This is a genomic window from Streptomyces sp. NPDC001714 (genome assembly GCF_042892755.1).
Lineage (GTDB): Bacteria > Actinomycetota > Actinomycetes > Streptomycetales > Streptomycetaceae > Streptomyces.
On sequence record NZ_JBIAUL010000028.1, the window covers coordinates 63,477 to 84,183 of the forward strand.

Below are 20,707 nucleotides of genomic sequence, written 5' to 3' on the forward strand. Positions count from 1 at the left end.
TTCCCGGCCACCGGCCGGAGGGCGCCCCCCAGCCACCTCACAAAGGTCCGCGAGATGCCTGCCGAAGCCGCCGCTCAGGTCGCCGAGTCTGTGTTCCCGCAGCTCGAAGCTCTGCTCCCGCATGTGCAGAAGCCGATCCAGTACGTCGGCGGAGAGCTCAACTCCACGGTCAAGCCGTGGGAGACCTGCGACGTCCGCTGGGCACTCATGTACCCGGACGCCTACGAGGTCGGCCTGCCCAACCAGGGCGTCATGATCCTCTACGAGGTCCTCAACGAGCAGGACGGCGTCCTCGCCGAGCGCACCTACAGCGTGTGGCCGGACCTCGAGGCCCTGATGCGCGAGCACCGCGTCCCGCAGTTCACGGTGGACAGCCACCGCCCGGTCAAGGCCTTCGACGTGTTCGGCCTGTCCTTCTCCACCGAGCTGGGCTACACGAACATGCTCACGGCCCTGGACCTGGCCGGCATCCCCCTGGAGTCGAAGAACCGCACGCTCGACGACCCGATCGTCCTCGCGGGCGGCCACGCGGCCTTCAACCCCGAACCGATCGCGGACTTCATCGACGCGGCGATCATCGGCGACGGCGAGCAGGCCGTCCTCGACATGACGAAGATCATCCGCGACTGGAAGGCGGAGGGCCGCCCCGGCGGCCGCGAGGAGGTCCTCCTCCGCCTGGCGAAGACCGGCTCCGTCTACATCCCGGCCTTCTACGACGTCGAGTACCTCCCCGACGGCCGGATCGCCCGCGTGGTCCCCAACAGGTCGGGCGTCCCGTGGCGCGTCTCCAAGCACACCGTCATGGACCTGGACGAGTGGCCGTACCCCAAGCAGCCCCTCGTCCCGCTCGCCGAGACGGTCCACGAGCGCATGTCCGTCGAGATCTTCCGCGGCTGCACGCGCGGCTGCCGTTTCTGCCAGGCCGGCATGATCACCCGCCCGGTGCGCGAACGCTCCATCACCGGCATCGGCGAGATGGTCGACAAGGGCCTGAAGGCGACGGGCTTCGAGGAGGTCGGCCTCCTCTCCCTCTCCTCCGCGGACCACTCGGAGATCGGCGACATCGCCAAGGGCCTGGCCGACCGCTACGAGGAGGACAAGATCGGCCTGTCCCTCCCCTCCACCCGCGTCGACGCCTTCAACATCGACCTGGCCAACGAACTGACCCGCAACGGCCGCCGCTCCGGCCTCACCTTCGCCCCCGAGGGCGGCTCGGAACGCATCCGCAAGGTCATCAACAAGATGGTCTCGGAGGACGACCTCATCCGTACGGTCTCCACGGCCTACGGCAACGGCTGGCGCCAGGTGAAGCTGTACTTCATGTGCGGCCTGCCCACCGAGACCGACGACGACGTCCTCCAGATCGCCGACATGGCGACGAAGGTCATCGCCAAGGGCCGCGAGGTCTCCCGCTCCAACGACATCCGCTGCACGGTCTCCATCGGCGGCTTCGTCCCCAAGCCCCACACCCCCTTCCAGTGGGCCCCGCAGCTCTCCGCCGAGGAGACGGACGCGCGCCTGGAGAAGCTCCGCGACAAGATCCGCGGCGACAAGAAGTACGGCCGCTCGATCGGCTTCCGCTACCACGACGGCAAGCCCGGCATCGTCGAGGGCCTGCTCTCCCGCGGCGACCGCCGCATCGGCGCCGTCATCCGCGCCGTCTACGAGGACGGCGGCCGCTTCGACGGCTGGCGCGAGCACTTCTCCTACGACCGCTGGATGGCCTGCGCCGACAAGGCCCTGGCCCCCTTCGGCGTGGACGTCGACTGGTACACCACCCGCGAGCGCACCTACGAGGAGGTCCTCCCCTGGGACCACCTCGACTCGGGCCTGGACAAGGACTGGCTCTGGGAGGACTGGCAGGACGCCCTCGACGAGACAGAGGTCGAGGACTGCCGCTGGACCCCGTGCTTCGACTGCGGGGTGTGCCCGCAGATGGACACCAGCATCCAGATCGGCCCGACGGGCAAGAAGCTGCTGCCGCTGACGGTCAAGAACGCGGGGGCGGCGCCGGCTTCGAGCGGGCATACGCACTGACGTGGACGAGGGGGAACCGACTGCGGCGCCGGCTGCGGTCGGGGCCTCACGCCCTCACCGGCCGACGCCGTCGGCAAGCGGCCCGGCTGCTTGATCGACTACACAAGCTCCGCGGACATCTTCCACAGGCCTTCGAAGAACTCTGCGCTGTCCCTGACGAAGCGCTTCGACTCGGCGTTTCCGTTTTTGGAGCTCCAGCCGTGAATGCTGGTCAGCGGGCCTTTCGGGTTCAGCAGGGTGCGGTTCGGGTCATGGATGGGGAAGCCCGACGTCCAGGCGACGTCGTAGAACCCGGCGAAAGCCATGTCCTCGTTGAAGATGTAGAGCTTGAAGACCGGAATTCCGGGATAGGTTCGAAACTCGACGACGACATCGACCCCGGCTTCCTGTAGTCGCAGCGCGAGCCCGGACAGGTGATGGGAGTAATCCCTGGTTCTGCGGGTCTGGTATGCGCGGAATTCGGGATCGTCGGACGTCGAGCCGTCCTGATGGAGCGTGCAGGGGAGCCCGACGGGTCCCGACAGGTCGGGAACCAGGATCCGGACCGTGACCGAACGGGTGCGCCCCGGCGTGGTGAGGACGTCCAGCAGAAGGCGTTGCAGGTGCAGGAAGAGGGTTTCTCCCGTGTAGCCGATGAAGCGGATGTTCACCGTGCGAGCGGTGAAGGCTTCGTCGATGTAGGGGCCCAAGGAGTGCGGATTGGTGACCCGCGGTGTGTGGCGGCCGTTCGATGGCGCGTCCGCCAGGTCTTTCAATGCCTCGTACAGGATGTAGGCGACCGCGCTGAGCAGTGCCCCGCCAAGAGAGATGTTTCCCTCGAGAAGGTCGTTCAGCGGTTTGACGAACTGCGCCAGGATCCCGAGAGCGACGATGCCCAACAGCACGGATCGCGTGACGACCGGCTCCACACGGGACCGGAAAACATGTATACGTGCGCGAATCCGCGCAGCGGATGAATCCGCCATGACGCCCCCCCACGTCATCCGACCTGCAGGACGTCCGCCGTATGCCGAAACGGACGCACCCTGCACTCGTGGCGATCTGTGACCGTTACGTCACTGCCGGTCTTCTGTGCGCCCTGATGGTACGCGTATGAGGCGTTGTCGCGGGGGGATTTGTGTGGTTGCGGCCGGTGCTGCGGGATTCGCTCGTGCTGAGCGCCGTTGCCTCTTCAGGTGTCGGGGAGTTCGGGGGTGAAGGCGTCCTCGCCGGTCGTCCTGCCGGCCGGGTCCTGCGGTTTCCCGGTCCCGGCCGGGGTGTTCGTCAGGCGACCCGGCCGCCGACGCCGGAACGCCCTTCGGGGACGGCCAGGAGAGCGACCGTCACCTGGCCGCGGACGTGTTCGCCGAGGGCGCGGACCACGGCGTCGGTGATCGCGGCGATCAGGCGCGCGGGGGCGTCCGGCACCTCGGGGTGCCGGTAGGCCGCCTCGCGCAGGCTCAGGGTGACGTTCGGGGCGGTGTCGGCGGTCGGCTTCCCGCCGATGCCGCGCCGACGCTGGGGGATGCCGACGAGGTCGACCGCCACCAGGCGGCCGAACGGCTCGCCGTAGACGGATCCGACGGCCTCCGCGAGCCCACGGATCAGGCCCTGCTCGGCCGGCTCGTCGAGGGCGGTGTCGCTGATGTGCACGGTGAAGTGGGGCATGGTGGAATCTCCGTCCGGGTCCGCGGTGGCGGGCTGGGCGATCGTCGATGACTTTGCCAGCAAAGCATCTTTGTCTCCAAAGGTAAATGGTGGGGGTGCACGATGACCGGACACGCGCGGCACGAGGCCGGGAAGGGGGACGTGGACTCGGCTGTGCGTGAGCTGCTGCTGCTCATGCCGCGGATGGCCGGCCGGGTGAAGCGCATCCCCGTGCCCGAGGTCCTGCAGTCGCAGTCGCTGGCACCCCGTCATCTCTCGCTGCTGTCCTACCTGTTGCTGGACGGGCCCATGACCGTCAACGACCTGGCCGCACGTCTGGAGGTGGCACCCACCACGGTCAGCCTGATGGTGGGGGACCTGAGCGGGAAGGGCATCCTGGACCGGCGCGAGGACCCGTCCGACCGCCGGCGCCGGATCGTGGCCATCGCTCCCGAGCAGCACGACGCCATCGCCGCGTGGCTCGCCCCCGGCGCCGAGGCCTGGCGCCGCGTGCTCACTCCGCTGTCTCCGGCGCAGCGGCGCCTCTTCGTCGACACCCTGCACGCCTATGAGGCGGCGGTGGCGGAAGAACGCGAACGCTGAGCTCCGCCGGGGGACGGGAAGGGGACGGTTCGGTGCCCGTGCTTGTGCCCGTGGCCACTGCGCAGCACGTCGTACGGCGGCCAGGCCGGAGTGAGCGTCTGCTCGGTCCAGATGGTCTTGCCGTCGGCCGAGTGGCGGGCATCCCGGGCCCCTTTCCGGCGCGGCGAGCGGGTTCCCCAGCGCCCGGCGCCCGGCGCCCGGTGTGCGGGGGTGGGGTGGTGGTGGGTTCGCCGACGGGGCCGGGGAGTGCCGGTGGGCCCGGATGCCGTTCCACCGGGTGGGTGACAGACTGAGGTTCCGGAGTCGGGTGGCCGTGGCGGACAGCCAGGGACGGCCTCGACCGTCCCCGCTCTGTGCGTTGCCGCGGCGATCGGTCCGTTCGCCGACAAGATACTGCTCGTCGGCATGCGGGCCGGCATCTGCGTCGACGCCACCGCACGCTCCGGGCCGGAGTTCGGCCACCCCATGCCCCTCGTGCGCGACGCCATCGGCTCCTTCAGCAGGGAGGAGATGACAGCGGCGTTCTACCTCGACGCGCCCCCTGTACGCCCACGCCGTCCACGCCGTGCTCACCACCGGCGAGTTCGTCGGCGGCGTGGACGGCTGGACGGCGTGGCCGCGTGGACGGTGGGGCGGCAGGTACGGGGAGACGGCGGGACGGCGGGACGGCGGGACGGCGAGGGTTCGCGGTGAGGGTCGGCAGAGTCCACGAAGTGGGCGGCGGCGGACGTGGAGGCGGTCATGGCCGGTGGGTCCAGCGGAGCGCACGGAGAACTGGCCGGGCAGACGGTCGTCGTGGTGGGCGGCAGCGCCGGCATCGGTCTGGAGACGGCGCGGCAGGTGCGGGCGGCCGACGGCGACCTGGTGCTGGTGGCGCGCAACGCCGAGCGCCTGCGGCGGGCCGCCGACGAACTGCACCCGCTGAGCACGGCCGTGCTCGACGCCCAGGACACCGCACACCTGGAGCGCTTCCTCGGGGAGCTGCCCGGCCGGGTCGACCACGTGCTGGTGACGGCGGGCAGCCCGTCGTACACCCCGCTCGGCGAACTCGATCCGGCCGACGCCGCCCGGGACTTCGGCGCGCGGATGGCCATGGTGCTGGCGGTGGCGCGGGCGGGCCGGGAGAAGGTCAGGGCCGGGGGAACGCTGCTGTTCATCGGCGGCACCGGCGGCCGGCGGCCCGCGCCCGGGATGGCCGTGGTGGGCGCGGTCACCGCGGCGCTGCCGGCGCTCACCGCCAACCTGGCACTGGAGGTCGCCCCGGTCCGGGTCAACCTCATCGCGGCCGGGTTCGTGGACACACCGCTGTCCGCCGCCCTCCTCGGTGACCGACTGGAGGAGCGGCGCGAGGAGTTGCGCAGGACGCTGCCCATCGGCCGGGTGGTCGGCCCGGCGGACGTCGCCGCTCTCGCCCTGCACATCATGGTCAACGACGCCCTTACCGGCGCCACTTACGACATCGACGGCGGCCAGCAACTGCTCGCACACTGACCGCCCGTCCTCGCCCGCATCCCCCACGCCCCTACGAGACGGGAGGCGCAAGCCATGGACATGAAACTGGAGGTCGTCGTGGTCCCGGTGACCGACGTCGACCGCGCCAAGGACTTCTACACCGCGCTGGGCTGGCGGCTCGACGCGGACGTCGCCGGCGACGGGGACTTCCGGGTGGTGCAGGTGACCCCGCCGGGCTCCCCGGCGTCGGTCATCTTCGGCTCCTCCGTCACCGACCAGGCTCCGGGCTCGGCCCAGGGACTGCATCTGATCGTCGACGACATCAAGGCCGCCCACGACGAGCTGGCCCGGCACGGCGCCGGCCCGAGCGACGTGTTCCACGACGCCGGCGGCGTCTTCCACCACGCCGGAACCGACGCCCGGGTGGCCGGCCCCGACGGCAGCTACGGCTCCTTCCTGTCGTTCAGCGACCCGGACGGCAACGGCTGGCTCCTCCAGGAGGTCACCACCCGGCTCCCGGGACGGCTCGACCCCGCGGCCACCGCGTTCTCCTCGGCCGACGACCTGGCCGGCGCCCTGCGCCGGGCCGCGGCGGCGCACGGCGAGCACGAGGCCCGCATCGGCCGCGAGGACCCGGACTGGCCGGACTGGTACGCGCGGTACCTGGTGAGCGAGCAGGCCGGGACCGAACCGCCCTCGTGAACCGGCCGAGCCTTCCCCTCGCCTCCGACCTGCTGTGATGTGTCCCACGGGCCCTTGCCGTCACCCGGAAGGCTTACCTAAATTCGGTTATATGTCCGATAAAGATGCCTCCCGTCCCGCCGAACCGGTCGAGTTCTCCGTCGACCTCACCGGTCACGAGATGACCCGCCGGGCCCACGTCATGGCGGCGCTCGGCGACGGCTGGGACCCCGTCGAGATGGTGCGGGGCGAGGAGGAGGCGTACGACCTGCTGTACTCCGGCCTCGACCCGGAACAGCAGCGGCTGTACGACACCCTCGTCGCGGCCGGCGTCCTTCCGCGCCGCGGGGACGGCGGACGTCCTGGCGGCGCCGGAGACGACACGGCTGCCTGATCCGCGGACCGCGCACGCGGACGCGGACGCGGGGCCGTCGACGGTGCACGCGCACGCGCGCGTGCACCGTCGACGTGCCTGCGCAGCCCGCCGCCGTACGACGTGAACCACCCGGGAGGGGTGAGGAGGTCCCGGGCGGCCGGCGGGAAGCTGGACCCGCCGGAAGGGCGGGTGGGCCATGAGCGACGACAGAGCCGACCGCATCGCGGAGTTCATCGAGCCGCTGCGGGTCGAGCCCGGCAGCACGGTGCGGCTGGCCGAGGACTTCGACCCCGGTTTCAGGGCCGGCATCCGCAAGAAGAAGGACGGCGTCGAACTGCTCCGCGGCGGTATCGAGCAGCTGGCCGACTACCAGCGGCGGCTGGCCGCCCAGGACACCTACGGAGTGCTGCTGTGCCTGCAGGCGCTGGACGCCGGCGGCAAGGACGGCACCATCCGCCACGTCATGAGCGGGGTGAACCCGCAGGGCGTGCGCGTGGTCGGCTTCAAGGTCCCCTCGAACGAGGAACTCGACCACGACTTCCTGTGGCGCTACGCCCGGAATCTGCCGGCCAGGGGTGAGATCGGCATCTTCAACCGCTCCCACTACGAGGAAGTGCTCGTGGTCCGGGTGCACCCGGACAACCTGCGCCGCCAGAAGCTGCCCGACACGGCCCGCGGCCCGGGCGTGTGGGAGCGGCGCTACCGCGAGATCAACGACTGGGAGCGTTATCTGACCGACAACGGCTTCAGGATCGTGAAAATCTTCCTGAACCTGTCGAAGGAAGAACAGCGCACCCGTTTCCTCAAACGCATCGACGTACCCGAGCGGAACTGGAAGTTCTCGTCGGCCGACGTGCGCGAACGGGCCTACTGGGACGACTATCAGCGGGCGTTCTCGCAGATGTTGTCCGCCACCAGTACGCCGTGGGCGCCCTGGTACGTCGTTCCCGCCGACCACAAGTGGTTCGCCCGGGTGTGCGCGGCCGCCGTCCTGGTGCACACCCTGATGGCCATCGACCCGCAGTACCCGCAGGTCAGCGACGAGACCCGGCGTGAACTGGCCGAGGTCAGGAAGAAACTGGAGGCGGAGGCGCCCCCGGGGGCGAACAGCAAGAAAGCCGGCAAGAAGACCGACAGGAAGGCCAACAAGAAGAACGGCGGGAAAAACAGCAGGAAAAACGGGGAGGGGAAGCAGCGCAAGAAGCAGCCGTGACCGGGGGGTGGGGGAGAAGGCCGGATCGGAGGCACCTTCATGACCGCGCAGACAGACGCCCCGCAGGACCGGGCGGCCGACCGCAGGCCGTGGTACGCGTGTCCGCCCGAACAGGTGGCCGCCGCCTTCGAGGTGGATCCGGCCGCCGGTCTGTCCACCGCCCGCGCCGCGGAACTGCTGCGGACCCACGGCCCGAACGCGCTGCCGCAGGAGAAGCCGCTTCCGGGCTGGCGCCGTTACCTCGCCCAGTACCGCAGCTACATGCAACTGGTCCTGGTGAGCGCCGCCGTCGTCTCGCTCGTCATCAAGGAGTGGAGCACGGGGATCCTGCTGCTCGTCCTGACCGTCGTCAACGCGGTCGCCGGGATGCGCCAGGAGGGCAAGGCGGACAGCGCCATGAACGCGCTGAAGTCGATGATGAAGGCCACCGCCCGGGTACGCAGGGACGGAACCGAATCGAAGATCCCGGCCGAAGAGGTCGTACCGGGTGACGTGGTGCTGCTCGCGGCCGGCGACGAGGTGCCGGCGGACGGCCGGATCGTCACGGCGAACGCCCTGCAGATCGACGAGTCGGCGCTGACCGGGGAGAGCGTGCCGGCCGCGAAGGAGGCGGGCACGCTCACCGACGGCGACCTGCCGCCGGGGGAGCGCCGGAACATGGCGTTCATGAACACCCCCGTCACCCACGGCAGCGGCACGGTGGTGGTCACCGCCACCGGCGCGGACACCGAACTCGGCCGTATCTCGGGCATGCTGTCGACCACCCGCCGGGAGGCCTCGCCGCTGACCCGGGAGATGGACCGGCTCACCCTGTGGATCACGGGCACGGCCGGGGTGACGATGATCCTGATGTTCGTGCTCGGCCGCAGCCGGGGTACGGCGTGGGACGCGCTGTTCGTCAGCGCCGTCTCGCTGGCCATCGCCGCCATCCCGGAGGCCCTGCCCACCGTCTCCCAGACGATCCTGTCCATCGGCGCCGTCGACCTGTCGAGGCGCCAGGCGATCGTGAAGGACCTGCCGTCGGTGGAGGCGCTGGGCTTCACCTCGGCGATCAACTCCGACAAGACCGGCACGCTCACCATGAACCAGATGACGGCCGTGGAGGTCGTCGACGCCGGCGACCGCTACACCGTCTCCGGCACCGGCTACGGCCTGGAGGGCCGGATCCGGCACCCGGTGGGCAGCGCCGCGGACATGACGGACGCGATCCTGCCCTACCTGGTCGCCAACGACGCCCGGCTGGTCGACGGCAAGGTCGTCGGCGACCCCACCGAGGGCGCCCTGCTGGTCCTCGGCCACAAGGCCGGCCTGGACGTCGACGCCACCCGGGAACGGCTGCCCAGGCTCGCCGTACTGCCCTTCGACCCCTCCTACAAGCTGATGGCCACCTTCAACGAGGCCACCGACGAGACGGGCCGCCCTGTTGTGCGCTGCTTCGTGAAGGGCGCGGCGCCCGCCATGATGGACCGGGCCGCCACGGCACTCCGGCAGGGCGCCTCCGTCCCGTGGGACGAGGGGCTGCGGCAGCGGGCGCAGGAGCACGTCGAACGGATGGGCGGCGAGGGCCTGAGGGTGATGGCCGCGGCGCGCCGCGACCTCGACCCGGCGGCCTTCGACCCGGACGGCGACCTGCTCGGCTACGTCACCGGCCTGCAGATGACCAGCCTGGTCGGCATGGTCGACCCGCCGCGCGCCGAGTCGAGGGCCGCGGTCGCCGACGCGCAGGCCGCGCACATCAGGGTCCGCATGGTGACCGGCGACGACGTCGTCACCGGCGCCGCCATCGCCCGGCAGCTCGGCATCGAGGGCGAGGCCATGCTCGGCGCGGACTTCGCCGCCCTGCCGGAGAGCGAACGGCTCGCCCGGATCGACGGCATCGGGGTCGTCGGCCGGGTCGCGCCCGAGCACAAGGTGCTGCTCGCCGAGACGCTCAGGAAGAAGGGCGGCGTCGTCGCCATGACCGGCGACGGCGTCAACGACGCGCCCGCCATCAAGGCGGCCGACGTCGGCATCGCCATGGGTTCCGGCACCGAGGTCGCCAAGAACGCCGGCCGCATGGTCCTCGCCGACGACAATTTCGCCACGATCGTCTTCGCCGTCGAACAGGGCCGGAAGATCTACGACAACCTCACCAAGTACATCCGGTTCGTGCTCGTCCTGCTCGTGGTGTTCGTGCTGACGTTCCTCGGCGCGACCCTGTTCGACATCGCCGCCGGGGAGCCGTTCACCCCGGCGCAGGTCCTGTGGATCCACTTCTTCGTCAACGCGGCCTTCGGCTTCGCGCTCGGCTTCGACCGGCAGAGCCCCGGCCTGATGGCGCGCCGCCCGCGACCGCGCGGCGCGCACGTGCTGACCCGGGGCGTCATGCTCACCGTCGGGCTGTCCGGCCTGGTGATCACCATCGGCCTGCTCTGCCTGATCGACCTCGGCACCAACCGCTACGGCAGCGTCGCGATCGGCCAGTCGATGGCGTTCACGTCCTTCGCGCTCTGCCTGATCGTGGCCGCGCTGGAGTGCCGCAGCGAACGCGACACCGTGCTCACCACCGCCAGCTTCGACAGCAAGCAGATGAACCGGGCCATGCTGATCGAGTTCGTTCTCGCGGTCCTGGTCACCCAGACGGACGCCTTCCGCAGGCTCCTCGGCACCACCCAGCTGAACCTGGCCCAGTTCGCCTGGACGCTGCTCCCGGCGCTCGCGCTGCTGGCGCTGTGGGAGATCGGCAAGTTCCTCGCCCGCTGGAACGGCAGGCCGGCCCCGCGGACCTGACGCGTCCGCGGACCGGCTCCTGCGGACGCCGACGAAACCGTGACACGACCGCCATGGAAGCCGCACCGAACCGGCCGCACAATCAGGAAAACCGAACACGGGCGCGCGGCCGAACACCGGCGGACAGCGGGGGAGCTGGCGGACATGGAACTGGAACTGGGATACGACCTGCTGGGCAGCCGGCTGCGCAGCATCGGGGAGGTCGAGCTCACCTACGGCCGGTGGGGCGGCCGGCCCCGCGCGCTCGGGCCGCATCCGCTGGAGTACGACCTGCTCGGCAGCCGGCTGCGCCGGATCGGCGACGTCGAGATCGGCTACGGCCGCCTGGGCAGCGTCCCCCGAACGTTCGGGACCTGGGACGTCGACTGCGCCGCCTGGTCCGGGATCCCGCGCCGGATCGGGCCGTACCCGATCGACCACCCCAGGTTCAGCGGCCGGGTACGCGGGATCGGCCCGCTCTCCGTGGGGTACGACCTGCTGGGCGGGCGGCCCCGCCGCGTCGTCCTGCCCGCCGGCCTGCACGCCCTGCCCGACGACCTCCTGCGCGTCCTCTTCCTGGTCCTGCACCTCCAGACCGAACGCAACAAGAGTTCGTCCTCCGCCGCGTAGCAGAAAACGGCGAAGGCCCGCCGGACGGTTCCGGCGGGCCTTCGGGGTGTCGGCGGGTCAGACGGCGGCCGCGTACTTCGGGTTGGCGCCGTACTGGTTCTCCTCCGGCTTGCCGTCGGACGCGAGCCAGACGAGCACGAAGATCCAACCGACCAGCGGGATGATGCCGACCAGGATCAACCAGCCCGAGCGGCCGGTGTCGTGCAGCCGGCGGACCGCGACACCGAGGCCGGGCAGCAGGACCGCGAGGTTGTAGATCGCGGCGAGGGCGGCGAAGTGGATGGCGTTGCCGACCACGGCAAGCACGATCGCGATGATCACGTTGATCAGCGTGAACATCCAGTACTCCTTGCGGCGCGCGCGTCCGCTGAACACCGCGTACTTCTTCAGTACGTCCACGTACCAGTTCATTACTCGTCCCCCCGGGGATCGGCTTGATTGTGCGCACAGCAAATCAAGCCGGGATGGCCGGTTCCAACCAGATTGGCGTGTGCGGGTCAACCGTTACCGTCTCGCCGCCGATCGGTGATCAAGGGGGCCCGATCGCATCCGCGCGGTACGCGATAACGTCTCTCCGGCCATGGACATGCAGAAACGATCCCGACAGCCGTCACCACGACCGCCACAGGCCCACCAACCGGAGGGATGCCTGGTCGTCGCGGTACGAATCCCCGTGCGGATCTTCGTGTTCCTGGTGGTGCTGCCGGTACGCCTGCTCTGGGACGCGCTCGCCGCCGCCGCCCGGTTCCTGTGGCAGTACGTCCTCGCCCCGGTGGGACGCGCGCTCGGCCGGGTGCTCCACGGACTCGTCGTCGTACCGCTGATCTGGCTGTACCGCTACGTGCTCACTCCCCTCGGTCACGCCCTGGTATGGCTCTGCGCGCATGTGTTCCCCCCGATCGGCCACGCGCTCATGTGGCTCTACGCGCGCGTGCTCACCCCGATCGGTCACGCGGTCGTACGGCTCCTCACGCCCGTCGTGAAGGCCGCGGCCTGGGTGGTCGACATGCTCGGCACCGCCCTGTACCGGATCGCGCGCGTGCTCCTCGTCCTGCCCGCCGTCGCCCTGTGGCGCTGGATCCTCGCCCCGGCCGGCCGCGTCCTCGGAATCGTCCTCAAGGAGATCGGGGAGGCCCTCGGCCACGCCTGGCGGGCCGCCGGGTACGTCGCACGGGCCGCCGGACGGGTGCTCGGCACCCTCTTCCGGTGGATCTTCCTGGAGCCCGCGCGGTGGGTGTACCGCACCGTCCTCACCCCGGTCGGGCACGTCGTCCGCGACCTCGTGCTGCACCCGGTGGCCGAGGCCGCACGCGCCGTCGGCCGTGCCGTACGCCAGGCCCGCGCCGACCTCCGCCGCGCCCTCCTCGGCGAGCCGAGGCGGCCCGAGCCCGTGGACCGCCGGGAACCCAGAGGCCGCGACACACGTACTCTTGATAGGTAGCAGTACACAGCCGTACGGCCGACAGCGGTACGGCCCTCGCACCAGAACCACGAAGGACTGACGACACTGGGCAAGCGACAGCCCGAAGGCCCGCCGCCCGCACCCGCGGTGCAGCGCATCCGACTGCGTTACACCAAGCGCGGCCGCCTCCGGTTCACCAGCCACCGTGACTTCCAGCGCGCCTTCGAGCGTGCGTTGCGCCGCGCCGAGGTGCCGATGGCGTACTCGGCGGGGTTCACACCGCACCCGAAGGTGTCGTACGCCAATGCCGCACCCACCGGCACGGGCAGCGAGGCCGAGTACCTGGAGATCGCGCTCACCGCACACCGCGACCCGGAGCAGCTGCGCGCCCTCCTCGACGAGTCCCTGCCCCCCGGGCTCGACATCGTCGACGCGGTCGAGGCACACACGTCCGGACTGGCCGACCGGCTCACCGCCTCCGTGTGGGAGCTGCGGCTGCCCGGCCAGGACCCGGCGGAGGCCGAGAAGGCCGTCGCGGCGTTCAACGCCGCCGAGTCCGTCGAGGTCCGGCGCACCACCAAGAACGGCGTCCGCACCTTCGACGCCCGCCCCGCCGTCGTACAACTTGAAACACAGAGTGAAACGGCTGATAGGCCGACCGACCAGCCCTGTGCGATACTGCGGCTGGTTGTTCGGCACGTGACGCCTGCCGTACGACCCGACGACGTCCTGTCCGGTCTCCGCGCCGTGGCCGACCTGGCGCCGCCGGTCCCCGCAGCGGTGACCAGGCTGGCGCAGGGGCTGCTCGATGAAGAGACCGGCACGGTGACCGACCCGCTCGCGCCCGACCGCGAGGCAGCCGAGGCCCTCTCGAAGGCCGAACCGACTGCCGCCGCGACGGTGCCGGCGTAAGGAAGGTCCCGCGAAGGACGGACGTCGTAGCGCAGCCCTCGTACTCGGGAGCCACCTGGGTCGGGCAGCGCACCGACCAGAAGACTTTCGCCAGGCCGTCCGCGACAAGGCGTACGGAACCGGCGAGACAGGACACAGAGAGCTCCTGTGCGGCGCCCGCGCCCCACACGGCGGCACCGCGCATCGCGCGAGCCGTGGACGTCACCGGCGGTCGCTCGAACCGATCGACGCCGGACCAGGCGCGGCGCCCGGGAGCCTGACGGGAGAAACGCCCGCATGCTCGAACCGACCGAGCCCACCGAGGGCTCCGAACTGAACACCCCCAGCGACACCCTGCCGCCGCGCAGGCGTCGCCGTGCCGCGTCCCGCCCCGCGGGACCGCCCGCCGGGACCGAGACCGTGGCCGAGACCACGGTGCCGGCCATACCGGCCGCCGAGACCTTCGAGTCCGCCGCCGAAGCGACGGAAGAGGTTGCCGAGGCTCCTGAGACGGCCGAAGTGGCAGAGGCCGCACAAGCCGCCGAGGAGGCCGCGCCCGCTCCACGGACGCGTCGCCGTGCGACCCGCCGGGTCTCCGCGCCCGCCGGCACCCCCGCAGCCGAGGCCGCGGAAACCGTCGTGCCTGCTGCTGTCGCCGCCGATGCCGGTGCCGTGACCGAGCCCGCCGCGAGCAAGGCCGCGGTCGAGGCCGCCACCGACACCGACGAGGAGGCCGCGCCCGCGCCGCGGACGCGTCGCCGTGCGACCCGCCGGGTCTCCGCGCCCGCCGCATCCCCCGTCGCGGTGGAGGAGCCGTCCGCCGTGACGGCGGCGGAGCAGGCACAGCCGCAGGAGACCGCCGAGGCGGTCGAGACCCCTGAACTGACCGAGACCGCCGAGGTCGTCGAGGAGGCCGCGCCCGCCCCGCGGACGCGTCGCCGTGCGTCCCGTCGGGCGTCCGCACCCGCCGGTGCCCCGGTGCCTGCCGAGGCCGGCGAAGAGACCGAGGCCGCAGCCGAGGCCGGTACGCAGACCATCGCGTCCGCCGAGGTGGCCGAGGCGCCCGAGGAGGCTGAGGCGTCCGACGAGGCCGCGTCCGTCCCGCGGACCCGCCGCCGCGCCACCCGCCGGGTGGCCGCGCCCGCCGGTGCGCCCGAGGCCGCTGCCGCCGAGACGGCCGCCGCCGAGGAGCCGCAGGCGGTCGTCGCCGAGACCCCGGCCGCCGAGCCCGTCGAGGCCGAGGCGCCGCGCCGCAGGCGTCGCGTCGTGCGGCAGGCCGCCACCGGCTTCTCCGAGCCCGCCGCCCGGGTCGGCGCCGAGGAGGAGCCGCAGCGCCGCCCGGCCCGGCCCGCCGTCGCCGTCTTCCAGGCGCCCGTGTTCACCGAGCCGAAGTTCCAGACCCCGGAGCGCGCCGCCGCCGAGGCGGCCGCCTCGGCCGCGGGCGCCGAGGAGCCGGAGGAGCCCGCGGCCGCCCCGGCAGCCCCGGTGTCCTCCGCCCCCTCCGCGTCGTCTTCCGCTGCCACGGCCTTCGCCGCCGAGCCGGCCGAGCAGGCCGACGCCGGTTCGCGCCGTCGGCGCCGCCGCCGGGGCGCCGTCGAGGACACCACGGTCGCCGAGCCCGTCGCCGAGGACGAGACCGAGGAGCCGGAGGAGTCCGTCGAGGACATCGCCGACGGCGAGGACGAGGCCGAGGAGTCCGGCTCCCGCCGGCGCCGCCGTCGCGGTGGCCGGCGCCGCCGCCGCGGTGACGCCGCCGACGGCGAGGGCGCCGACGACGGCACCGACGAGCTCGCCGCCGAACAGGCCGAGCAGGACGCCGAGGACACGGCCGAGCAGGAGGAAGAGGACGACGAGGAGGCCCACGACGAGGCCGGCATGTCCTCCTCCAGCAGCCGCCGTCGCCGGCGCCGCCGCAGGCGTGCCGGGGACACCCCCGACACCGAGCCCGGCGAGAACGACCCGGAGCGCACGGTCGTCAAGGTCCGCGAGCCCCGCAAGCCCTCCGAGCCGTCCGACGAGGTCCAGTCCATCAAGGGCTCGACCCGCCTGGAGGCCAAGAAGCAGCGCCGCCGCGAGGGCCGCGAGCAGGGCCGCCGACGCGTCCCGATCATCACCGAGGCCGAGTTCCTCGCCCGCCGCGAGGCCGTCGAGCGCGTGATGGTCGTACGCCAGCACGGCGACCGCACCCAGATCGGCGTCCTGGAGGACGGCGTGCTCGTCGAGCACTACGTCAACAAGGAGCAGTCGACCTCGTACGTCGGCAACGTCTACCTGGGCAAGGTCCAGAACGTGCTGCCGTCGATGGAGGCCGCCTTCATCGACATCGGCAAGGGCCGCAACGCCGTCCTCTACGCCGGTGAGGTCAACTTCGAGGCGCTGGGCATGGCCAACGGCCCGCGCCGAATCGAGTCCGCCCTGAAGTCCGGCCAGTCCGTGCTCGTCCAGGTGACGAAGGACCCGATCGGCCACAAGGGCGCCCGCCTCACCAGCCAGGTCTCCCTCCCCGGCCGCTACCTCGTGTACGTCCCCGAGGGCTCGATGACCGGCATCAGCCGCAAGCTGCCCGACACCGAGCGCGCGCGTCTGAAGACCATCCTCAAGAAGATCGTCCCCGAGGACGCGGGTGTCATCGTGCGCACCGCCGCCGAGGGCGCGAGCGAGGACGAGCTGCGCCGCGACGTCGAACGGCTCCAGGCGCAGTGGGAGGACATCCAGAAGAAGTCGAAGAACGGCAACGCCCCGACGCTGCTGTACGGCGAGCCGGACATGACCGTCCGGGTCGTCCGCGACATCTTCAACGAGGACTTCTCCAAGGTCGTCGTCAGCGGTGACGAGGCCTGGGAGACCGTCCACGGCTACGTCTCGCACGTCGCGCCCGACCTCGCGGAGCGGCTGTCGAAGTGGACCTCCGAGGTCGACGTCTTCGCCACGTACCGGATCGACGAGCAGCTGTCCAAGGCGCTGGACCGCAAGGTCTGGCTGCCGAGCGGTGGTTCGCTGGTCATCGACCGGACCGAGGCGATGGTCGTCGTCGACGTCAACACCGGCAAGTTCACCGGCCAGGGCGGCAACCTCGAAGAGACCGTCACCCGCAACAACCTGGAGGCGGCCGAGGAGATCGTCCGCCAGCTCCGGCTGCGCGACCTCGGCGGCATCATCGTCATCGACTTCATCGACATGGTCCTGGAGTCCAACCGGGACCTGGTGCTGCGCCGCCTGCTCGAATGCCTCGGGCGGGACCGTACGAAGCACCAGGTGGCCGAGGTGACCTCGCTGGGGCTCGTCCAGATGACCCGCAAGCGCGTCGGACAGGGCCTCCTGGAGTCCTTCTCCGAGACCTGCGTGCACTGCAACGGCCGAGGCGTCATCGTCCACATGGAGCAGCCCAGCTCCGGCGGCGGTGGCGGCGGCAAGCGCAAGAAGCGCGGGCGCGGCGGCGACGGGCACGAGCACGACCACGACGTCCACGAGACGCACGAGGTCGTGGCCGACGGGGCCGTCGAGCACGCCGAGGCCGTCCACGCGGTCGAGACGGCGGCGGAGGTCGCGGCCGCGGCCGCCGAGCCCGTCGCGCTGCCCGCGCCCGACTTCGCGCCGGACGAGGAGCTGTACAGCAGCGTCGCCGAGGCGGAGGCCGCGGCCGGCCGCGGCCGTACCCGCCGCCGGGCGAGCCGCAGGGCCTCGGCTCCGGCCGGCGCGCCCAAGGGCCGTACGGCACGCACCGAGACCGCGGGGACGGCCGCCGGGGCTGTCGGGGCCGAGGCGCCGACCGCGCAGGACGTACCGGCCGCCGTCGAGGCGGAGCGTCCGGTGCTGCCGGAGCCGGCCGCCGTGGCGCACGCCGAGCCGTTCGCCGTGGAGGACCCGACGGTCGAGGCCCCGCAGGCGCCGGCCGCCGAGGAGACCGCTCCCAAGGGCCGTACGCGTCGGCGTGCCACCCGGAAGGTGTCGGCGCCCGCCGGTTCCCCGGCCGGGGCCGAGGCGACCGTGGTGACCGTCACCGCCGAGACCGCCCCGGCGGTCGGGACGGTGGCGGAGACGGCCGTGGAGACGGCGCCGGAACCGGTCGCGGAGCCCGAGGCGGCCGCGCCCGCCGAGAGCGCCGCTCCGGCCCGCCCGCGTCGCCGTGCGGTGCGCAAGGCCACCGCGCCGACCGCGTCCGAGGAGGCGGCCGTCATGGTCGTACCGTCGGCGGAGGCGCCGGCGGCGGCCGAGGAGGTCCCCGCCGAGGCCGCTGGGTCCGCCGAGGCCGTCGAGGAGGTCGTCGAGGAGGCCGCGCCGGCCAAGAAGACGGCCCGCAAGACGGCCGCCAAGAAGACCGCGGCGAAGAAGACGGCCGCCAAGAAGACCGCCGCCAAGAAGACGGCGGCTGCGAAGAAGACGACGACGGCCAAGAAGGCGGCCAAGACCGCCAAGACGGCCGCCGCCAAGTCGACGGCGAAGAAGACCACCACGGTCGCCACCGCCTCCGACGAGGGCTGACGCCCGGGCGCGGGGCCGGTCCACGTGACCGGCCCCGCGCTGTACGGGACCTGTTCCGAGTGACCGGCCCCACACCCACCGGGGCCCGGTTTGACCCCCTCGGCCACCGCCCCGTAACCTTGACCGTCGGCGTGTCCATGGATATGAGGACGCGCCACATCCCCGTAAACCTCTTCCTCGGGAGCACAGCGTGTTCCGGAGAGGCCGCCCGCGTTCGCCGGACGGCTGGACTGCGGGGGTGCCGTTCCCGAGCGAGAGAGTGAGATCCGCGTGTACGCCATCGTGCGCAGCGGTGGTCGCCAGCACAAGGTTGCTGTCGGCGACATCGTTGAGGTTGACAAGATTTCCACTGCCAAGGTTGGCGACACGGTCGAGCTCTCGACCCTGCTCGTTGTCGACGGCGACGCTGTGACCAGCGACCCGTGGGTGCTGGCCGGCATCAAGGTCCAGGCCGAGGTCGTGGACCACCACAAGGGCGTCAAGATCGACATCCTTCGCTACAAGAACAAGACCGGCTACCGCCGTCGTCAGGGCCACCGCCAGCAGTACACGGCGATCAAGGTCACTGAGATCCCCGCGGCTGCGAAGTAAGGGACTGAGGAGAGATGGCACACAAGAAGGGCGCATCGTCCACCCGTAACGGTCGTGACTCCAACGCTCAGCGCCTCGGCGTGAAGCGCTTCGGCGGTCAGGTCGTCAACGCGGGCGAGATCCTGGTCCGTCAGCGCGGCACCCACTTCCACCCGGGTGCGGGCGTCGGCCGCGGCGGCGACGACACGCTGTTCGCGCTGCAGGCCGGTGCGGTGGAGTTCGGCACCCACCGTGGCCGCAAGGTCGTGAACATCGTTCCGGTCGCCTGAGCTCGATCCAGATCCTTGATCTAGGGCTTCAGACCGAACGTTTCGCGAGGCGGACCTCACTTCCCGATCGGGAAGGCGGGTCCGCCTTTCGCGTGTTGACATTGGTATTACCCCGCAACAACTGGAGGCACTGCACCATGACCACCTTCGTGGACCGCGTCGAGCTGCACATCGCCGCGGGTAACGGAGGCCACGGCTGCGCCTCCGTACACCGGGAGAAGTTCAAGCCGCTCGGCGGCCCCGACGGCGGCAACGGCGGCCGCGGCGGCGACGTCACCCTGACCGTCGACCAGTCGGTGACGACTCTCCTCGACTACCACCACTCCCCGCACCGCAAGGCCACCAACGGCAAGCCCGGCGAGGGCGGCAACCGGGCCGGCAAGGACGGCCAGGACCTCGTCCTGCCGGTGCCCGACGGCACCGTGGTCCTGGACAAGGCCGGCAATGTCCTCGCCGACCTCGTCGGCCACGGCACCTCCTACGTCGCCGCCCAGGGCGGCCGCGGCGGCCTCGGCAACGCGGCCCTCGCCAGCGCCCGCCGCAAGGCACCCGGATTCGCGCTGCTCGGTGAGCCCGGCGACATCGAGGACATCGTCCTCGAACTGAAGACCGTCGCCGACGTGGCCCTGGTCGGCTACCCGAGCGCCGGCAAGTCCTCGCTGATCTCGGTGCTGTCCGCCGCCAAGCCGAAGATCGCCGACTACCCGTTCACCACCCTGGTCCCCAACCTCGGCGTGGTGACCGCCGGCTCCACCGTCTACACCATCGCCGACGTGCCCGGCCTCATCCCCGGCGCCAGCCAGGGCAGGGGCCTCGGCCTGGAGTTCCTGCGCCACGTCGAGCGGTGCAGCGTCCTCGTCCACGTCCTCGACACCGCCACCCTGGAGTCCGAGCGCGACCCCGTCTCCGACCTCGACGTCATCGAGGAGGAGCTCAAGCAGTACGGCGGGCTCGGCGACCGGCCCCGGATCGTCGTCCTCAACAAGATCGACGTCCCCGACGGCAAGGACCTCGCCGAGATGGTCCGCCCCGACCTGGAGGCCCGCGGCTACCGCGTCTTCGAGGTGTCCGCGGTCGCCCACCTGGGCCTGCGCGAGCTGACGTTCGCACTCGGCGAGCTGGTCGCAAAGGCCCGCGCCGCCAAGCCGAAGGAGGAGGCGACCCGGATCGTCATCCGGCCCAAGGCCGTCGACGACGCCGGCTTCACCGTCACCCAGGAGGACGACGGCCTCTTCCGGGTGCGAGGCGAGAAGCCCGAACGCTGGGTCCGCCAGACCGACTTCAACAACGACGAAGCGGTCGGCTACCTCGCCGACCGCCTCAACCGCCTCGGCGTCGAGGAGCAGCTGATGAAGGCGGGCGCCCGGGCGGGCGACGGCGTCGCCATCGGCCCCGAGGACAACGCCGTCGTCTTCGACTGGGAACCGTCCATGATGTCCGGCGCCGAGATGCTCGGCCGCCGCGGTGAGGACCACCGCTTCGAGGAGCAGCGGCCCGCAGTGCAGCGCCGCCGCGACCGGCAGGCGGAACGGGACGAGTCCCTTCAGGAGTACGGCGACTTCGACCCGTTCGAGTAGGACCGCTGGCTGAGCGAGGCGCCCGTGTGAGCAGGGCGCCTGTGCGATCAAGGCGACTGTGCGCGTAAGTCTGTCGGCCTCCCCGGTTCCCGAGGCTCGCTGATCAACCGTCAAGCCCGTTGCGGCCAG

18 protein-coding genes are annotated in these 20,707 nt (G+C 71.6%); 15 read left to right on the forward strand and 3 right to left on the reverse strand.

The window, feature by feature from the left end; all coding sequences use genetic code 11:
• Nucleotides 1-54 precede the first annotated feature (54 nt).
• The gene (locus ACFY0P_RS45520) at nucleotides 55-2,037 is read left to right on the forward strand and encodes a TIGR03960 family B12-binding radical SAM protein (protein ID WP_388927964.1); all 1,983 of its coding nucleotides are present in this window, start codon (nucleotides 55-57) and stop codon (nucleotides 2,035-2,037) included.
• Nucleotides 2,038-2,135: 98 nt separating this feature from the next.
• Here ACFY0P_RS45520 and ACFY0P_RS45525 read toward each other — a convergent pair whose 3' ends face one another.
• Together ACFY0P_RS45525 and ACFY0P_RS45530 are read right to left on the reverse strand one after the other, a co-directional pair.
• Entirely contained in the window at nucleotides 2,136-2,945 is an 810-nt protein-coding gene (locus tag ACFY0P_RS45525; protein ID WP_388927967.1) for a hypothetical protein, read from the reverse strand.
• A 355-nt stretch (nucleotides 2,946-3,300) separates the two neighbouring features.
• Entirely contained in the window at nucleotides 3,301-3,684 is a 384-nt protein-coding gene (locus ACFY0P_RS45530) for a 4-oxalocrotonate tautomerase family protein (RefSeq protein WP_388927970.1), read from the reverse strand.
• 102 nt (nucleotides 3,685-3,786) lie between these two features.
• On the opposite strand from ACFY0P_RS45530, the gene ACFY0P_RS45535 reads away from it, so the two are divergent.
• The 8 genes from ACFY0P_RS45535 to ACFY0P_RS45570 all read left to right on the forward strand — a co-directional run bounded on the left by ACFY0P_RS45535 (nucleotide 3,787) and on the right by ACFY0P_RS45570 (nucleotide 11,366).
• Nucleotides 3,787-4,266, forward strand: coding sequence for a MarR family winged helix-turn-helix transcriptional regulator (locus ACFY0P_RS45535; protein ID WP_388927973.1), 480 nt, complete (start codon nucleotides 3,787-3,789; stop codon nucleotides 4,264-4,266).
• 393 nt (nucleotides 4,267-4,659) lie between these two features.
• Nucleotides 4,660-4,959 (forward strand): hypothetical protein, encoded by a 300-nt coding sequence (locus tag ACFY0P_RS45540; protein ID WP_388928019.1) that lies wholly within the window; start codon nucleotides 4,660-4,662, stop codon nucleotides 4,957-4,959.
• A gap of 48 nt (nucleotides 4,960-5,007) precedes the next feature.
• On the forward strand, nucleotides 5,008-5,757 hold the full coding sequence (locus tag ACFY0P_RS45545) for an SDR family oxidoreductase (RefSeq protein ID WP_388927976.1): 750 nt from the start codon (nucleotides 5,008-5,010) through the stop codon (nucleotides 5,755-5,757).
• 54 nt (nucleotides 5,758-5,811) lie between these two features.
• Nucleotides 5,812-6,420 carry a VOC family protein gene (locus tag ACFY0P_RS45550; RefSeq protein WP_388927979.1) on the forward strand — a complete coding sequence of 203 codons (609 nt, stop codon included), beginning with the start codon at nucleotides 5,812-5,814 and terminating at the stop codon, nucleotides 6,418-6,420.
• Between the two features lie 91 nt (nucleotides 6,421-6,511).
• Entirely contained in the window at nucleotides 6,512-6,793 is a 282-nt protein-coding gene (locus tag ACFY0P_RS45555; protein ID WP_388927981.1) for a DUF6400 family protein, read from the forward strand.
• A gap of 178 nt (nucleotides 6,794-6,971) precedes the next feature.
• Nucleotides 6,972-7,988, forward strand: coding sequence for a polyphosphate kinase 2 family protein (locus tag ACFY0P_RS45560; protein ID WP_388927984.1), 1,017 nt, complete (start codon nucleotides 6,972-6,974; stop codon nucleotides 7,986-7,988).
• 39 nt (nucleotides 7,989-8,027) lie between these two features.
• Nucleotides 8,028-10,757 carry a cation-translocating P-type ATPase gene (locus tag ACFY0P_RS45565; RefSeq protein ID WP_388927987.1) on the forward strand — a complete coding sequence of 910 codons (2,730 nt, stop codon included), beginning with the start codon at nucleotides 8,028-8,030 and terminating at the stop codon, nucleotides 10,755-10,757.
• Between the two features lie 144 nt (nucleotides 10,758-10,901).
• Nucleotides 10,902-11,366: a hypothetical protein gene (locus tag ACFY0P_RS45570; protein WP_388927989.1), complete on the forward strand. Its 465-nt coding sequence runs from the start codon at nucleotides 10,902-10,904 to the stop codon at nucleotides 11,364-11,366.
• Between the two features lie 57 nt (nucleotides 11,367-11,423).
• On the opposite strand, the gene ACFY0P_RS45575 is transcribed toward ACFY0P_RS45570, so the two are convergent.
• Nucleotides 11,424-11,777 carry a DUF805 domain-containing protein gene (locus tag ACFY0P_RS45575; protein ID WP_089106823.1) on the reverse strand — a complete coding sequence of 118 codons (354 nt, stop codon included), beginning with the start codon at nucleotides 11,775-11,777 and terminating at the stop codon, nucleotides 11,424-11,426.
• A gap of 169 nt (nucleotides 11,778-11,946) precedes the next feature.
• Here ACFY0P_RS45575 and ACFY0P_RS45580 point away from each other — a divergent pair, with 169 nt between their 5' ends.
• From ACFY0P_RS45580 to obgE, 6 genes are all read left to right on the forward strand, one after another.
• Nucleotides 11,947-12,807 (forward strand): hypothetical protein, encoded by an 861-nt coding sequence (locus tag ACFY0P_RS45580; protein ID WP_388927991.1) that lies wholly within the window; start codon nucleotides 11,947-11,949, stop codon nucleotides 12,805-12,807.
• Nucleotides 12,808-12,915: 108 nt separating this feature from the next.
• Entirely contained in the window at nucleotides 12,916-13,680 is a 765-nt protein-coding gene (locus ACFY0P_RS45585) for a TIGR03936 family radical SAM-associated protein (protein ID WP_388927993.1), read from the forward strand.
• 276 nt (nucleotides 13,681-13,956) lie between these two features.
• Nucleotides 13,957-18,141, forward strand: coding sequence for an Rne/Rng family ribonuclease (locus tag ACFY0P_RS45590; protein ID WP_388927996.1), 4,185 nt, complete (start codon nucleotides 13,957-13,959; stop codon nucleotides 18,139-18,141).
• Between the two features lie 270 nt (nucleotides 18,142-18,411).
• Nucleotides 18,412-18,732: a 50S ribosomal protein L21 gene (gene rplU, locus ACFY0P_RS45595; RefSeq protein ID WP_007381993.1), complete on the forward strand. Its 321-nt coding sequence runs from the start codon at nucleotides 18,412-18,414 to the stop codon at nucleotides 18,730-18,732.
• A gap of 14 nt (nucleotides 18,733-18,746) precedes the next feature.
• Nucleotides 18,747-19,001 (forward strand): 50S ribosomal protein L27, encoded by a 255-nt coding sequence (gene rpmA / locus ACFY0P_RS45600; protein WP_023550764.1) that lies wholly within the window; start codon nucleotides 18,747-18,749, stop codon nucleotides 18,999-19,001.
• Nucleotides 19,002-19,138: 137 nt separating this feature from the next.
• A complete protein-coding gene (obgE, locus tag ACFY0P_RS45605; RefSeq protein WP_388927999.1) occupies nucleotides 19,139-20,578 on the forward strand; it encodes a GTPase ObgE in 1,440 nt (479 codons plus the stop codon).
• The last annotated feature ends 129 nt before the right edge of the window (nucleotides 20,579-20,707 follow it).

Coding starts and splice junctions, on each gene's coding strand:
- ACFY0P_RS45520 (WP_388927964.1), top strand. CDS start 55: ATGCCTGCCGAAGCCGCCGCTCAGGTCGCCGAGTCTGTGTTCCCGCAG.
- ACFY0P_RS45530 (WP_388927970.1), bottom strand. CDS start 3,684: ATGCCCCACTTCACCGTGCACATCAGCGACACCGCCCTCGACGAGCCG.
- ACFY0P_RS45535 (WP_388927973.1), top strand. CDS start 3,787: ATGACCGGACACGCGCGGCACGAGGCCGGGAAGGGGGACGTGGACTCG.
- ACFY0P_RS45545 (WP_388927976.1), top strand. CDS start 5,008: ATGGCCGGTGGGTCCAGCGGAGCGCACGGAGAACTGGCCGGGCAGACG.
- ACFY0P_RS45550 (WP_388927979.1), top strand. CDS start 5,812: ATGGACATGAAACTGGAGGTCGTCGTGGTCCCGGTGACCGACGTCGAC.
- ACFY0P_RS45555 (WP_388927981.1), top strand. CDS start 6,512: ATGTCCGATAAAGATGCCTCCCGTCCCGCCGAACCGGTCGAGTTCTCC.
- ACFY0P_RS45560 (WP_388927984.1), top strand. CDS start 6,972: ATGAGCGACGACAGAGCCGACCGCATCGCGGAGTTCATCGAGCCGCTG.
- ACFY0P_RS45565 (WP_388927987.1), top strand. CDS start 8,028: ATGACCGCGCAGACAGACGCCCCGCAGGACCGGGCGGCCGACCGCAGG.
- ACFY0P_RS45570 (WP_388927989.1), top strand. CDS start 10,902: ATGGAACTGGAACTGGGATACGACCTGCTGGGCAGCCGGCTGCGCAGC.
- ACFY0P_RS45575 (WP_089106823.1), bottom strand. CDS start 11,777: ATGAACTGGTACGTGGACGTACTGAAGAAGTACGCGGTGTTCAGCGGA.
- ACFY0P_RS45580 (WP_388927991.1), top strand. CDS start 11,947: ATGGACATGCAGAAACGATCCCGACAGCCGTCACCACGACCGCCACAG.
- ACFY0P_RS45590 (WP_388927996.1), top strand. CDS start 13,957: ATGCTCGAACCGACCGAGCCCACCGAGGGCTCCGAACTGAACACCCCC.
- rpmA (WP_023550764.1), top strand. CDS start 18,747: ATGGCACACAAGAAGGGCGCATCGTCCACCCGTAACGGTCGTGACTCC.
- obgE (WP_388927999.1), top strand. CDS start 19,139: ATGACCACCTTCGTGGACCGCGTCGAGCTGCACATCGCCGCGGGTAAC.